Source organism: Limimaricola soesokkakensis (assembly GCF_900172345.1).
Lineage (GTDB): Bacteria > Pseudomonadota > Alphaproteobacteria > Rhodobacterales > Rhodobacteraceae > Limimaricola > Limimaricola soesokkakensis.
The window spans coordinates 141,379-155,424 of sequence record NZ_FWFY01000003.1; the positions used below are offsets into that span (position 1 = coordinate 141,379).

The 14,046-nt window shown below is 65.9% G+C and carries 12 protein-coding genes; 4 read left to right on the forward strand and 8 right to left on the reverse strand.

The genetic code is table 11. The annotated features are described in order from the left end of the window. Positions 1 to 121: 121 nt before the first annotated feature. From hrpB to LOS8367_RS06095, 4 genes are all read right to left on the reverse strand, one after another. Positions 122 to 2,530, reverse strand: coding sequence for an ATP-dependent helicase HrpB (gene hrpB, locus LOS8367_RS06080; RefSeq protein WP_085895601.1), 2,409 nt, complete (start codon positions 2,528 to 2,530; stop codon positions 122 to 124). A 151-nt stretch (positions 2,531 to 2,681) separates the two neighbouring features. After that, the gene (gene rpmB, locus LOS8367_RS06085; protein WP_085895602.1) at positions 2,682 to 2,972 is read right to left on the reverse strand and encodes a 50S ribosomal protein L28; all 291 of its coding nucleotides are present in this window, start codon (positions 2,970 to 2,972) and stop codon (positions 2,682 to 2,684) included. Positions 2,973 to 3,095: 123 nt separating this feature from the next. Continuing rightward, positions 3,096 to 4,094: a methylmalonyl Co-A mutase-associated GTPase MeaB gene (meaB, locus tag LOS8367_RS06090; protein ID WP_106534997.1), complete on the reverse strand. Its 999-nt coding sequence runs from the start codon at positions 4,092 to 4,094 to the stop codon at positions 3,096 to 3,098. Between the two features lie 37 nt (positions 4,095 to 4,131). After that, positions 4,132 to 4,431 carry an arginine transporter gene (locus LOS8367_RS06095; protein WP_085895603.1) on the reverse strand — a complete coding sequence of 100 codons (300 nt, stop codon included), beginning with the start codon at positions 4,429 to 4,431 and terminating at the stop codon, positions 4,132 to 4,134. A 206-nt stretch (positions 4,432 to 4,637) separates the two neighbouring features. On the opposite strand from LOS8367_RS06095, the gene lepA reads away from it, so the two are divergent. Beyond that, positions 4,638 to 6,437: a translation elongation factor 4 gene (lepA, locus tag LOS8367_RS06100; protein ID WP_085895891.1), complete on the forward strand. Its 1,800-nt coding sequence runs from the start codon at positions 4,638 to 4,640 to the stop codon at positions 6,435 to 6,437. A 14-nt stretch (positions 6,438 to 6,451) separates the two neighbouring features. Next, positions 6,452 to 8,221 (forward strand): ATP-dependent nuclease, encoded by a 1,770-nt coding sequence (locus tag LOS8367_RS06105; RefSeq protein WP_165761395.1) that lies wholly within the window; start codon positions 6,452 to 6,454, stop codon positions 8,219 to 8,221. A 13-nt stretch (positions 8,222 to 8,234) separates the two neighbouring features. Here LOS8367_RS06105 and LOS8367_RS06110 read toward each other — a convergent pair whose 3' ends face one another. Together LOS8367_RS06110 and LOS8367_RS06115 are read right to left on the reverse strand one after the other, a co-directional pair. Further along, positions 8,235 to 8,447: a DUF3072 domain-containing protein gene (locus LOS8367_RS06110; RefSeq protein WP_085895605.1), complete on the reverse strand. Its 213-nt coding sequence runs from the start codon at positions 8,445 to 8,447 to the stop codon at positions 8,235 to 8,237. A gap of 88 nt (positions 8,448 to 8,535) precedes the next feature. After that, a complete protein-coding gene (locus LOS8367_RS06115) occupies positions 8,536 to 9,285 on the reverse strand; it encodes an alpha/beta fold hydrolase (RefSeq protein WP_085895606.1) in 750 nt (249 codons plus the stop codon). A 106-nt stretch (positions 9,286 to 9,391) separates the two neighbouring features. Here LOS8367_RS06115 and LOS8367_RS06120 point away from each other — a divergent pair, with 106 nt between their 5' ends. Further along, on the forward strand, positions 9,392 to 9,754 hold the full coding sequence (locus tag LOS8367_RS06120) for a hypothetical protein (RefSeq protein WP_133056293.1): 363 nt from the start codon (positions 9,392 to 9,394) through the stop codon (positions 9,752 to 9,754). Positions 9,755 to 9,770: 16 nt separating this feature from the next. On the opposite strand, the gene glyA is transcribed toward LOS8367_RS06120, so the two are convergent. Then, on the reverse strand, positions 9,771 to 11,066 hold the full coding sequence (gene glyA / locus LOS8367_RS06125) for a serine hydroxymethyltransferase (protein ID WP_085895608.1): 1,296 nt from the start codon (positions 11,064 to 11,066) through the stop codon (positions 9,771 to 9,773). Positions 11,067 to 11,236: 170 nt separating this feature from the next. Between glyA and LOS8367_RS06130 the strand changes: the two genes are divergently transcribed. Further along, positions 11,237 to 12,001, forward strand: coding sequence for an NAD kinase (locus tag LOS8367_RS06130; protein ID WP_085895609.1), 765 nt, complete (start codon positions 11,237 to 11,239; stop codon positions 11,999 to 12,001). Between the two features lie 7 nt (positions 12,002 to 12,008). Here the strand turns inward: LOS8367_RS06130 and LOS8367_RS06135 are convergent, their stop codons facing one another. After that, complete coding sequence (locus tag LOS8367_RS06135; RefSeq protein WP_085895610.1) at positions 12,009 to 13,916, reverse strand: AMP-binding protein; 1,908 nt, start codon at positions 13,914 to 13,916, stop codon at positions 12,009 to 12,011. Positions 13,917 to 14,046 lie beyond the last annotated feature (130 nt).

The window sequence follows — 14,046 nt, forward strand, 5'->3', positions numbered from 1 at the left end:
CTGCCTCGGATAACGCGTACCGTTCTTGTTCTTGTGCCGGGTAACATAACATCATGAACAGGTAATGCAATCTGACCCATTCAGCTTCCTTGGCGAACTGAAGCATATCGGCCGATTGCCGCTACGTCCCCCGTGGCTTGGCGCGCAGGGTCGGTGCCGCCTCGGTGGGATCCTCGGGCCAGGGATGGCGGGGATAGCGGCCGCGCATGTCCTTGCGTACATCCGCATAGGAGCTGGCCCAGAAACCGGGCAGGTCGTCGGTCACCTGCACCGGCCGACCTGCGGGCGACAGCAGCGTCATCTTCAGCGGCGTGCCACCGATCGTGGGGTGCCTAGTGACGCCGAAGACCTCCTGTAGCCTGAGCGAGACCTCGGGCTGAGCGTCACCGTAATCGATCGGCACCTGCCGACCCAGCGGCGTGGTGTAGGCGGGCGGGGCTTCGCGGTCGAGAAACTGGGACTGGTTCCAGTCGAGCATCGCCCGCCACGGGCCCAACAGGTCGAAGCCCTTCCAATCGCCGGCGGTCTTCACGCCGCCCAGATAGGGCAGCAGCCACTCTTCCAGCCGCTCCATCAGTACCTCGTCCGACAGGTCGGGCAGGTCGGCACCGCCCGCGCGCACCAGCCGCACCCTGGCGCGGAACCGCTCCGCGGCGGGGGAGGGGCGCAGGCCGAGTTGGCGCACCCCGTCGAGCATGGCGCGCGCGACCCCATCCTCGGGCGCGTCGCGCCAGATCCGGTCCGAGAGCGCGATCGCGCCGAGCCGTTCCTGCAGCCGGCTCGTGACGCGGTTCTCGCGCCTCGACCATTCGCACAGGGCGACCTCCTCGATCCGGTCTGCGAAGACCTCGCGCAGTTCCGCTTCCTCGATCCGGGCGGCGAGGCGGATGCGGGCCTCGGGCACATCGTCCGAGAGATCCGTCGCCACGATCAGCCGCGCCCCCGCGAGGGCGTCCGAGCTCGGCATCACCGCGCCGCGCCCGCCGGACAGCAGCCATCGCGGATCGTCGCCGGGCCGCCTCAGCCCGATCCGGTCGGGATAGGCGAGCGCGGCCATCGCGGCCGACGACATTTCCGGACCCTGGGCGCGGCCGCGCGATAACCGCCTTGCCTCGTCGCGGATCCGCGACAGCGCGCCCATGTCGGGCGGAGCAGGCAAATCGCGGCGTCCGGCGATCGCGGCGAGGCGCAGGGACAGGTCGGCGCCGGCACCGCGCATCGGGTCGCGCTCGCCCATCAGCGCGGCCAGTGGCGCTGCCTGCGCTCCGGCGGTCTCCAGCATGTGGCCGAGTCGCGGATGCAGCGGCAGCGCGGCGAGGCGGCGACCATGCGCGGTGATCGTGCCCATGCCGTCGAGCGCGCCCAGATCGCGCAGGAGCGCCTGCGCCTCGGCGAGCGCCGGGGCAGGCGGCGGCGTCAGGAAGGGTAGGGACTGCGCGCCCCACAGCGCCAGTTCGAGCGCCAGCGGCGCGAGATCGGCGCTGGCGATCTCCGGGTCCGGAAAGGCCGCGAGCGCGCCCTCCTCGCCGCGGGTCCAGAGCCGGTATGCCACGCCGGGCGCGACCCGGCCCGCACGGCCCGCCCGCTGCGCCGCCTCGGCCCGGGTGACCCTCTCGGTGACCAGCCGCGACATGCCGGAGCCCGGGTCGAACCGGGCCCGGCGGGCGCGGCCCGCATCGACGACGACGCGAATGTCGGGGATCGTCAGCGAGGTCTCGGCGATGGCGGTGGCCAGCACCACCCGGCGGCCCGTGCCGGGCTCGAGCGCCGCCGCCTGCTGCGCCGGCGGCAGCGCGCCATAGAGCGGCAGCACCTCGCAATCGCGAAGCCGTCCCTCCAGCAGGCCCTGCACCCGCCGGATCTCGCCCTCCCCGGGCAGGAAGACGAGGATCGAGCCCGCCGCCTCGGCCGCCGCGCGCTCCACCAGCGCCGCCAGCTCCGGCTCCAACCGGGCGCGGGGCCCGAGCGGCCGGTCGAGCCAGCGGGTTTCGACCGGAAAGCTGCGCCCTTCGGAGATCACAACCGGCGCGCCCATCAAATCCGCCACGGGCTGCGCATCGAGGGTCGCCGACATCGCGACGAGCACCAGATCCTCGCGCAGGGCGCCGCGGATCTCGAGGCATAGGGCGAGGCCGAGATCGGCGTTGAGCGAGCGTTCGTGGAACTCGTCGAAGATCACCGCCCCGACGCCCGACAATTCGGGGTCGGACTGGATCATCCGCGTCAAGATGCCTTCGGTCACGACCTCGATCCGCGTCGCCTTGGAGACCTTGGCCTCGCCCCGGATGCGGAAGCCTATCGTTTCACCGACCCGTTCCCCTAGCGTCGCGGCCATCCGCATGGCCGCCGCGCGCGCGGCGAGGCGACGCGGCTCCAGCATGACGATGCGGCCGGGGATGCGATCGAGCATCGCCAAGGGCACCCGCGTCGTCTTGCCGGCTCCGGGCGGGGCCATCAGCACCGCCTGTCCTTTGCTCTCCAGCGCGGCGAGCAACTCGGGCAGGGCATCGTCGATCGGCAGTCGGGTCATGTCGCGCCTCGGTCTGGCCGGGCAGGGGGCGCTGCCCCCGCCGCCCGCTGGGCGGCTCCCCCGGCGTATTTCAGGAACAAAGTCGATGGCATGCGAAAAGGCCCGGCGCCTCGCGGGAGGGCCGGGCCTTGGTCTTCGCGATCCGAATGGATCAGGCGGTGGCCGAAGCGGCCTTCGCGAGCTCTTTCTTGACCTTCAGCGCGGCCGCCGACAGGTCCTCTTCCTTCGCCTTGGCGAGGAAGGCGTCGAGGCCGCCGCGGTGATCGACCGAACGCAGCGCGTGCGACGAGACGCGGAACTTGAAGCCGCGGCCCAGCGTGTCGGACAGCAGCGTCACATCCTGCAGGTTGGGCAGGAAGCGGCGACGGGTCTTGTTGTTGGCGTGGCTGACATTGTTGCCAGTCATCGGGCCTTTTCCGGTCAGTTCGCAGCGGCGCGACATGGTCTCATCCTTCGTGTCTCGGGGCCTGGCAGAAATCCGAGCCCGAAGGCACGGATACGGCGTCGGCAACGGGGCCGGGCCATGAATTCGGTCAGGGGGCCTTACGGGGATTCCATGGCCGCGTCAAGCGTCCCGCAGCGCCCGAACCAGCGGATCGAGCGCCGCGCGCGCCGCAGCGCCGGGCGCGGCGCGACCGGTCTCGACCTCGGCGCGCAGACGTTCCAGCCGCGCGGCGAGTTCGCTGTCCGAGGCAAGCAGGGCTTCGAGACCTGCGCGCAACTCGTCCTCGAACCACTGGCCCGCCTGCGCGGCGCGTACACGCGCCGTCACGCCGCTGTCGCGCCGCCAACGGGCCAGCCGTTCCACCTCGGCCCAGGCCTCGGCGAGACCGCCGCCGGTGAGCGCCGAGACGGTGCGCGCGGCCGGGATGCCCTCGGGATCGGTGTCGCGTCGGCGCATCAGGCGCAGCGCGCCCGCGTAGTCGGCGCGGGTGCGCTGCGCCTGGGCCGCGAGGTCGCCATCGGCCTTGTTGACGAGCACAAGGTCGGCGATTTCCATGATGCCGCGCTTCACCCCCTGCAACTCGTCACCGCCCGCGGGTGCCAGCAGCAGCAGGAACACGTCGGTCATCCGCGACACCAGCGTCTCGGACTGGCCCACACCCACCGTTTCGACGATCACCACGTCGAAGCCCGCCGCCTCGCACAGCAGCATCGCCTCGCGGGTGCGGCGGGCCACGCCGCCCAGCTGGGCGGCGGCGGGGGAGGGGCGGATGAAGGCGCGGGCCTCGCGGCTCAGCCGCTCCATCCGCGTCTTGTCACCTAAAATCGAGCCGCCTGAGCGGGCCGACGAAGGATCGACCGCGAGTACCGCCACGCGGTGACCATCTGCCACGAGTCGCAGCCCCAACGCCTCGATGAAGCTCGACTTGCCGACGCCGGGCGTGCCCGAGAGCCCGACGCGCAGCGCTGTGCGGTCAGGATCGGCGAGCCGGTCCAGCAATGCCTCGGCCGCGGCGCGGTGATCGGCGCGGGTGCTTTCCACCAGCGTGATCGCCCGCGCCAGCGCCCGCCGCTCGCCCGCGACGAGACGCGTGGCCAGATCTTCGATCTCGATGCTCATGGCCTCTTGTCGCGGCGTGGACGCCGCCTGTCCAGCCTCAGCGGCAGATCGCCTCGGCGCGGTCGGCAAAGGCCTTGTAGCGGCTCCAGAACGCGCCCGACCCCTCGGCCTGCCGCGTGTCCTGCGCCTTTTGCGGATCCTTGAAGAACTTGGCCGCCCGGCGCTGCTCGCTTCCCGTGAGCGTCGCGTTCGCCGCGCCCTGCACGCAAGAGCACAGCGCCGGGTTGGCGCCGGGCCGGTCGCTCGCCTCGCAGGCGCGGCTGATCGCGCCGGTGGGTCGCCCGCCGCCGCAAGCCGCCAGCGCCGTAAGCGCGATGATGGAAATGATGATGCGCATGCCCGTATTCCCCGTCTGACCGGCCCGGGTTGTCCCGGATCGCGGTGCTGCTCTGCCGGGCGCCAAGATGCCGCACTCCGCAGCCTTGCGCAATTCGACCGCGCCGCGCCGCCGCCGCGGCTCTCTCACGATGGCGTGAGCGCATGCGCGCGCAGCCGCCGCGCCGCCCCATTGACCGAAAGCTCGAACCCCTTCATATGCGGGCCATGACCGAGCTTTCGCACATCCGCAACTTCTCCATCGTGGCCCATATCGACCACGGTAAATCGACGCTTGCCGACCGGCTGATCCAGTCGACCGGGACGGTGCAGGACCGCGAGATGAAGGCCCAGCTGCTCGACAGCATGGACATCGAGCGCGAGCGCGGCATCACCATCAAGGCGCAGACCGTCCGCATCGACTACAAGGCGCTGAACGGCGAGACCTATGTGCTCAACCTGATCGACACGCCCGGCCATGTCGACTTTGCCTACGAGGTCTCCCGCTCCATGCGCGCGGTCGAGGGCTCGCTGCTGGTCGTCGATTCGACCCAAGGGGTCGAGGCGCAGACGCTGGCCAACGTCTACCACGCGCTCGACGCGGATCACGAGATCGTCCCGGTCCTCAACAAGATCGACCTGCCGGCCTCCGAGCCGGACCGGATCAAGGAGCAGATCGAGGACGTGATCGGCATCGACGCCTCCGAGGCGATGCTGGTCTCGGCCAAGACCGGCGAGGGCATCCGCGAGACGCTCGAGGCCATCGTGCACCGCCTGCCCGCGCCTAAGGGCGACCGCGACGCGCCGCTGAAGGCGATGCTGGTCGATTCGTGGTACGACCTCTATCTCGGCGTCGTGGTTCTCGTGCGGATCATGGACGGCGTGCTGAAGAAGAACGACCGCATCAAGTTCATGCAGAACGGCACGATCCATCAGGTCGACCGGATCGGCGTGTTCAAGCCCGGCATGCTCCCCGTGGATGAGCTGGGGCCGGGCGAGATCGGCTTTCTCACCGCTTCGATCAAGCAGGTGCGCGACACCAAGGTCGGCGACACCATCACCCACGAGAAGAAGGGCGCGGACAAGCCGCTGCCGGGCTTCGCCCCATCGGTGCCGGTGGTGTTCTGCGGGCTGTTCCCCGTGGATTCGGCCGAGTTCGAGGATCTGCGCAACGCGATCGAGAAGCTGGCGCTGAACGACGCCTCCTTCTCCTACGAGATGGAGACCTCGGCCGCGCTCGGCTTCGGCTTCCGCTGCGGCTTCCTTGGTCTGCTGCATCTCGAGGTGATCCGCGACCGGATCGACCGCGAATACGATATCGACCTGATCACGACTGCTCCTTCCGTGGTCTACCACGTCCACATGCGCGACGGCACGATGCACGAGCTGCACAACCCTGCCGACATGCCCGACCTCACCCATGTCGACCATATCGAAGAGCCGCGGATCAAGGCGACGATCATGGTCCCCGACGACTATCTGGGCGACGTGCTCAAGCTGTGCCAGGACCGGCGCGGCATCCAGATCGAGCTGACCTATGCCGGCTCGCGCCCGCTGGTGGTCTACGACCTGCCGCTCAACGAGGTGGTGTTCGACTTCTACGACCGGCTGAAATCGGTGACCAAGGGCTATGCGTCCTTCGATTATCAGATCACCGGCTACCGGCAGGACAACCTCGTCAAGATGTCGATCCTCGTCAATGACGAGCCGGTCGACGCGCTGTCGATGATGGTGCATCGCGACCGAGCCGAGATGCGCGGCCGGGCGATGGTGGAAAAGCTCAAGGAGCTGATCCCCCGCCACATGTTCAAGATCCCGATCCAGGCCGCGATCGGCGGCAAGGTGATCGCCCGCGAGACGCTGTCGGCGATGCGCAAGGACGTGACCGCCAAGTGCTATGGCGGCGACGCGACGCGTAAGCGCAAGCTTCTAGACAAGCAGAAGGCGGGTAAGAAGAAGATGCGCCAGTTCGGCAAGGTGGACATTCCGCAGGAGGCGTTCATCTCTGCGTTGAAGATGGATAGCTAATAGGACTGGATTGTTTGGCCCCTGTATTTATTCGATCGATCGAGTTCAAGGATTATAAGAGTTTCGCCCACTTCAAACTTTCGGCCAGAGAGCGGAATGTACTGGTAGGGCCAAACAACGCTGGAAAATCTACTGTACTTGATGCCTTTAGAATAGCGTTTGATGTAATCCGTAGTGCGAGCAAGCGCGCCCCTAAGTTGAAATCTCAGGGGCCTTATGGCGTTTGCTCGACGTACTTTATTCCTCATTCAGCCGTGCAAAGCGAGCTCAGACACTGCGTCCATAACTTTGGTTCTGGGTATGCCGAAATAATATTCGATGCATCTAACGGCAGCAAGTTCGTCATCCGAATTTCGCCCGACGATGACATCGAGAGCTTCGTGGCTTCAAGTTCTGAGCCACAGAAGAATACTAGGTTTCTTGAGCGAGAGTTTGGGGCAAAATTCATTGTGATACCCACGCTTAGCCCTCTTGAACAAAATGAGGAGCTAGTTCAGCAAGTAACTGTAGAGCGGAACCGCTACAGTCGACTGGCCAGTCGAAACTTCAGAAATTTTTGGCTTCACCAGTCCTCCGAGGACTTCGAGAAATTTGCAGACCTCGTGGAGATGGGCTGGCCGGGAATTAGGGTACGCAAGCCTGAATTAGAGCCTTACGCACCGGGGAAATCATTCGTAAGGATGTTTTTTCGGGATGGGCCGCATGTCCGGGAAATTCAATGGGCGGGCTTCGGCTTTCAGGTTTGGATGCAATCAGTGATGCACTTATTGCATGCCGACAAGAACTCGATTGTTGTTCTGGATGAGCCGGATGTGTATTTGCACCCTGATTTGCAACATAAGCTTCTCAGGTATGTAACTAAAAAGTCCGGGCAATATTTTATTGCTACACATTCAACTGAGATAATTAATGATGTTGAACCTGGGGATGTTCTGATTGTTCGGCCAACGGGTCGATCAGCTAAAAGGATCAAGGGCGATGACGGCTATGCCGAGGTTTATAATGCCATCGGCAGTTCGGAAAATGCTCAGTTTGCTAGGTTGGCCCGAACCAGAAAAGTGCTGTATTTAGAAGGGAAGGATGCGCGCATTCTGTCCAAAGTCGCAGGAAAATTTCTCAAATCTGACTTTCTAAATGATGCATCGATAACAGTCATGAAAACAGACGGGTTTTCGAATTGGTTAAGGGTATCGACCACATCTTGGGTGTTCAATAAGTTTTTTGATTTTGAGGTGAAGGTTGCTGCGATATTTGATAGAGATTATAGGTCGGACCTCGAAGTGGCAGACTTTACCGCGAAAATGCGGGATGCCGAAGTTAAGTGTTTTGTTTTGCCTTTCAAGGAGCTCGAGAACATTCTACTGGTGCCTGTGGCAATTGGGAGAGTCGTGAGGAAGTATGCGAGAGATAATCTGCCAGCGGATCTAGAATCTATCATTCAGGTAAGGCTAGATAATGCTATTGAGGCATGTAAGGTATCAACCTCAGCAAGACGATCGGGTTCTAGAATTAGTTTTGAGCTTGAGAGAAATCCGAAGGTAGACGTTACTGGTCTAAGTACTGAAGAGAGTCAGTCCTTCGAAAGCTCTTGGCGAGATGAGCATGGCAGAATATCCGTGGTTCCAGGGAAGGCGGTATTTACTGAAATGGCGGATTACGTGCAGAAGAACTTTAAGGTATCTTTGACTCCTTCGCGCGTTGTAGATGAAATATCTGAAAGCGAACTTCCAAAAGATTTTCTGAAAACTTTAGATCAGCTTCAAGTCTTTTTTTCTGATAAGTAGTCAAATAGATTGTTCATCTCCCCCGCCCACTCTTTTCCTGCAACGCATCGATCCGCTCGCTGGCCTCGGCCTTGGTCTGCCCGTCGTCGAACTCCTCACCGGCCTCCTCGGACAGCGTCTTGAGATAGCTCGCCTGCGCGCCGGTCATCGGTTCGTCGCCGGTGACCCAATCCTCGGGGCTCTTCTTGGCGTTGCCCTGCGGGTGGCTATTGGGGTTGTCGGTCATGTCATGATCTCCTGTGTTGGAGTTCATGTAATGTTCCGGCTGCGAAAGCGTTCCCCGCGCCGATGATCACACCGGCGCGAGGCGGGTCTCAGCCTTCGAGAAAGCCCCTGACCGCCGCCTCGACCTCGCGCGGCTTTTCCGCGTGCAGCCAGTGCCCGGCACCCTCGATCACCTCGAAGTTCGGCTCGGCAAAGAGCGCCCGGATCGCGTCATGGTGGTCCTCGGTCACGTAGGACGAGTTCGCCCCCGACAGGAACAGGGCAGGGCCGTCAAAGCGGCCCTCGACCTCCGGAAAGCCGAGGATCGTTTCCATATCGCGTTCCAACACGTCGAGGTTCAGCTTCCAGCGTTTCTCCTGAAGATCCAGCGACTGCAGGAAGAACGCCGCCGTCGCGGCCTCCAGATCGCCCATCATCTCGGTCGCCTCGGCACGGCTGGCGATGGCCTCCAGATCGACCTGCTTCATCTTGCGGATGTTGTCGATCTGGTCGTGGCCATAGGTCACCGGCGCGATGTCGGCGACCACGAGGCGGCGCACGAGGTCGGGGCGGGTAAGGGCGAGCACCATCGACGCCTTGCCGCCCATGGAGTGGCCCAGCACGTCCGAGACCCCGTGATGCTCCAGCACCTCGGCCAGATCCTCGGCCATGCCGAAGTAGTCGTGGCGCTCGGTCCAGTGGCTGTCGCCGTGGTTGCGCATGTCCACGGCGATGACCTGCCGGTCCTCGCCCAGGCGGCGTGCGATGACGCCCCAGTTGCGGGCCGAGCCGAACAGGCCGTGGACGATCAAAAGGGGCGGGCGGTCGGAGGGCTCTCCGGTGAGGATGGTGTTCAGCATGGGGCATGTTGTAGCGCCGCAAGCGCCGGACGCCAGTCCCGGTGATGCCGATACGGACCATTGAGTGCCGGGCGCGGGGGCGCTAACACAAGACATGGACCGCACCATGATAACCGTCTGGACGCGCGAGATTTCCCGGCTTCTGTCCGACAGGGCGGGGGTCGAGGGCCGCAACCTTGGTGACAGGCTCGACCGCGCCGCGCCGGCATTGCCCCCCGAGATCCTGTCGCGCGCCCGATTCCTCGCCGCCGCCGAGGCGGTGGCCAAGCTGCCCGGCCGCGCCGAGGCGATCGACATGGAGCGGGTGGAGACGGCCTATGTCACCGTGCAAAGCTGGCTGATGGCCGAGGAGCCGGACGAGCTGCGGCAGGCGCTGCGCCGGGCGGTCTGGATCAAGCGGGCGCGCACCGTCGCCACGATCCTCATCGCCGCGCTGATCGCGGGCGTGTTGTGGCGCGAGGTCCTCTGACCCCGCGCCGACGTTTTCAGAGCTCGGGGTAGAGCGGGAAGCGCTTGCAGAGTTCCTCGACCTCGCCGCGTACCTTCGCCTCGACCTCGGCATTGCCCTCGGGCCCGTTGGCCGCGAGCCCTTCGGTCACCTCGACGATCCAGTCGGCGATCTGCCGGAACTCGGCCTCGCCGAAGCCGCGCGTCGTGCCCGCGGGCGAGCCGAGGCGGATGCCGGAGGTCACGGCCGGCTTCTCCGGGTCGAAGGGGATGCCGTTCTTGTTGCAGGTGATGTGGGCGCGGCCCAGCGCGTCCTCGGTGGCGTTGCCCTTCACGCCCTTGGGGCGCAGATCGACGAGCATCAAATGGCTGTCGGTGCCGCCCGTCACGATGTCGAGGCCGCCCTTCATCAGCTGGTCGGCAAGCGCCTGTGCGTTCTTTACCACCTGTTCTTGGTAGGCCTTGAACTCGGGACGCAGCGCCTCGCCGAAGGCCACGGCCTTGCCGGCGATGACATGCATCAGCGGGCCGCCCTGGATGCCCGGGAAGATCGCCGAATTGACCTTCTTGGCGATGGCCTCGTCATTGGTGAGGATCATGCCGCCGCGCGGGCCGCGCAGGGTTTTGTGGGTCGTGGTGGTGGCCACATGCGCGTGCGGGAAGGGCGAGGGGTAGATGCCCGCAGCCACCAGACCCGCAAAATGCGCCATGTCGACGAGCAGCCAGGCGCCGACGCTGTCGGCGATCTCGCGCATCCGCGGGAAGTCGATGATCCGCGGGATCGCCGAGCCGCCAGCGATGATCATCTTCGGCTGGTGCTCGGTCGCGAGCGCCTGGATCTGGTCGTAGTCGATCTGCTGGTCCTGTTGGCGCACGCCGTACTGCACCGCGTTGAACCACTTGCCCGACTGGTTCGGCTTGGCGCCATGGGTCAGGTGGCCGCCCGCGTCGAGGCTCATGCCGAGGATGGTGTCGCCGGGCTGCAGCAGCGCCTGGAACACGCCCTGGTTCGCCTGGGAGCCGGAGTTGGGCTGCACGTTGGCGAATTCGCAGGAGAAGAGCTGCTTGGCGCGGTCGATGGCGAGGTTCTCGGCCACGTCGGCGAACTGGCAGCCGCCGTAATAGCGGCGCCCCGGGTAACCTTCGGCGTATTTGTTGGTGAGCACCGAGCCCTGCGCTTCGAGCACGGCGGCCGAGACGATGTTCTCGCTCGCGATCAGCTCGATCTCGTGGCGCTGGCGGCCGAGCTCGTCGGTGATCGCCTTGGCGATCTCGGGGTCGCGGGTGGCGAGCTTCTCGGTGAAGAAGCCGTCGTCGCGGGTGGATGCGTTCATCTCGGACACCTCGTGCGGGGTTGCGTCGCGGCTCTCTTAACCCAGCGACAAGAGGGCCAAAAGCCCCGAAACCGTCGCAGCATGGGCGCTTCGCGGCGAAATCGCCCGCCGCTTGCCTTTCGGGAAGCGCTGGCCGACAAACTAGGCGCAGCATCCGGGGGGAAAGAGATTTGGGCACCGACCGCATCGCCTTTCTGGCCAGCGAGGCCAGCATTGCGCAGGAGACGCGGGCACGGCTCGCGGAACGATACGGCGACAGCCCGCTGGACGAGGCGGATGTCGTGGTGGCGCTGGGCGGCGACGGCTTTATGTTGCAGACGCTGCACGCGACCGAGGGGCTCGACCTGCCGGTCTACGGGATGAATCGCGGCACCGTGGGCTTCCTGATGAACGCATTCTCAGAGGACGACCTGCCGGATCGGCTCGCCGCCGCCGAGGAGGCGATCATCAACCCGCTGGCCATGACCGCCGAGACATCCTCGGGCGAGATGCATCGGGGCCTCGGGATCAACGAGGTGAGCCTTTTGCGCGCGGGGCCGCAGGCGGCCAAGCTGAAGGTGATCGTAGATGGGCGGGTGCGGCTCGAGGAACTGGTCTGCGACGGGGCGCTGGTCGCCACGCCCGCGGGCTCGACCGCCTACAACTACTCCGCCTATGGCCCGATCCTGCCGATCGGGGCCGACGTGCTGGCGCTCACCGCCATCGCGCCGTTCCGGCCCCGGCGCTGGCGCGGCGCGCTGCTGCCCACCGCCGCCACCGTGCGCTTCGAGGTGCTGGAGGCCGACAAGCGGCCGGTGATGGCCGATGCCGACAGCCGGCTGGTGCGCGACGTGATCGCGGTCGAGATCCGCTCGGAGCCGCGGGTGCGGCACCGCATCCTGTTCGACCCCGGCCACGGGCTGGAGGAGCGGCTGATCCGCGAGCAGTTCGCCTGAGCGGCGCTCAGCTCACCGCCTCTCTCGGCACGCCGTAGCCCAGCGGCGCGATCGCCGCGCGCAGCTCATCGAGGATCGCGGGGTCGTCGATGGTGGCGGGCATCGCGAAATCCTCGCCATCGGCGAGCTTCGCCATGGTCGAGCGCAGGATCTTGCCCGAACGGGTCTTGGGTAACCGCTCTACCACCACGGCGAGCCGGAACGCCGCGACCGGGCCGATGCGTTCGCGCACCAGATCGACCGCTTCGCGCAAGATCTCCTCGGGTGGTCTGGCGCAGGTGCGGTTGAGGCAGAGGAACCCCATCGGCAGCTGCCCCTTGAGCGGGTCGGCGACGCCGATCACCGCGCATTCGGCGACGTCGGGATGATCGGCCAGAACCTCCTCCATGCCGCCCGTCGAGAGACGGTGCCCGGCCACGTTGATCACGTCGTCGGTCCGGGAGAGGATCGAGACATAGCCGTCCTCGTCGATCATCCCGGCATCGCCGGTGGCGTAGAAGCCGGGATAGGCGGAAAGGTAGCTGCGCCGGAACCGCGCTTCGTCGCCCCAGATCCCGATCAGAGTGCCCGGCGGCAGCGGCAGCCGGATCGCCACCGCGCCCAAGGTGCCGCGCGGCTTCTCCTGTCCCGTCTCGTCGAGGATGCGGATGTCGTAGCCCGGCATCGGCACGGTCGAGGAGCCGTCCTTGACCGGCAGGGGCTCGATCCCCACCGGGTTCCCGGTGATGGTGTAGCCAGTCTCGGTCTGCCACCAGTGATCGTAGACCGGGACATTCGTGATCTCGCGCGCCCAGGCCACCGTGTCCGGATCGGCCCGCTCGCCCGCGAGGTAGATCGCCCGCAGCCCCGAGAGGTCGTGATCCCGCGCCATCCGCCCCTCGGGATCCTCGCGCTTGATCGCGCGCAGCGCCGTGGGGGCGGTAAAGAAGGTGCGGACCTTGTTGCGGGCGATCACGCGCCAAAAGGCGCCCGCATCGGGCGTGCCCACCGGCTTGCCCTCGTAGATCAGCGTGGTGTTGCCGTGGATCAGCGGGCCGTAGCAGATATAGCTGTGGCCCACGACCCAGCCGACGTCGGAGGCGGCCCAGAACACCTCGCCGGGGTCGGTGGCGTAGACGTTCTTCATGGTCCAATGCAGCGCCACCAGATGCCCGCCGGTGGGGCGCACCACGCCCTTGGGCTTTCCCGTCGTGCCGGAGGTGTAGAGGATATAGGCGGGGTGGTTGGCCTCGACCGGCACGCAGTCGGCGGGCTCGGCCTCCTCCTGGAAATCGTGCCATTCGATGTCGCGGCCGTGCTCGATCCCGGCCATCGCCTGCGGGCGCTGCAGGATCACGCAGAATTCCGGCTTGTGCTCGGCCTCGATCAGCGCCGCGTCCAGCAGCGGCTTGTAGGCAACGACGCGGTGCGGCTCGATCCCGCAGGAGCCGGCAAGGATCGCCTTCGGCTTGCAGTCGTCGATGCGCACGGCGAGTTCGCGCGCCGCGAAGCCGCCGAAGACGACGCAGTGGATCGCGCCGATCCGGGCGCAGGCCAGCATCGCCTCCAGCGCCTCGGGGATCATCGGCATGTAGATGACGACGCGGTCGCCCTTGGTCACGCCGCGCGCCTTCAGCGCGCCCGCCAGCCGCGCGACCCGACCCAGAAGTTCGCCATAGGTGATCTCGGTGCGGCTTTCGGTGACCGGGCTGTCATGGATGATCGCCACATCATGCGTGCGTCCCTCGGCCACGTGCCGGTCGAGCGCGTTGTGGCAGCCATTGACCATGCCATCGGGATACCAGAGCGGGACCGGATCGGCCTCTTCCGACAGGGCCCGGCTCGGGAAACGGTGCCAGTCGATGGCGCGCGCCGCACCCATCCAGAACCCCTCGGGGTCCGAGCGCCAGCTCTCATAGACGTCCGCATAAGTCATATCCGTCCTCCCTCCGGACGGAATCCTACGCCCGGGCAAGGCTTTGGGGCAAGCGTCACGCGCGCCCCGACGCCGCCCCTTTCGGCCGGGGCGGCGGTGTTCGCCTTTTTGGAGAATGAAGCACGGGGGA

Excerpts from the sequence above, each read along its gene's own strand:
- hrpB (WP_085895601.1), bottom strand. The coding sequence starts at position 2,530 with ATGACCCGACTGCCGATCGACGATGCCCTGCCCGAGTTGCTCGCCGCG.
- rpmB (WP_085895602.1), bottom strand. The coding sequence starts at position 2,972 with ATGTCGCGCCGCTGCGAACTGACCGGAAAAGGCCCGATGACTGGCAAC.
- meaB (WP_106534997.1), bottom strand. The coding sequence starts at position 4,094 with ATGAGCATCGAGATCGAAGATCTGGCCACGCGTCTCGTCGCGGGCGAG.
- LOS8367_RS06095 (WP_085895603.1), bottom strand. The coding sequence starts at position 4,431 with ATGCGCATCATCATTTCCATCATCGCGCTTACGGCGCTGGCGGCTTGC.
- lepA (WP_085895891.1), top strand. The coding sequence starts at position 4,638 with ATGACCGAGCTTTCGCACATCCGCAACTTCTCCATCGTGGCCCATATC.
- LOS8367_RS06110 (WP_085895605.1), bottom strand. The coding sequence starts at position 8,447 with ATGACCGACAACCCCAATAGCCACCCGCAGGGCAACGCCAAGAAGAGC.
- LOS8367_RS06115 (WP_085895606.1), bottom strand. The coding sequence starts at position 9,285 with ATGCTGAACACCATCCTCACCGGAGAGCCCTCCGACCGCCCGCCCCTT.
- LOS8367_RS06120 (WP_133056293.1), top strand. The coding sequence starts at position 9,392 with ATGATAACCGTCTGGACGCGCGAGATTTCCCGGCTTCTGTCCGACAGG.
- glyA (WP_085895608.1), bottom strand. The coding sequence starts at position 11,066 with ATGAACGCATCCACCCGCGACGACGGCTTCTTCACCGAGAAGCTCGCC.
- LOS8367_RS06135 (WP_085895610.1), bottom strand. The coding sequence starts at position 13,916 with ATGACTTATGCGGACGTCTATGAGAGCTGGCGCTCGGACCCCGAGGGG.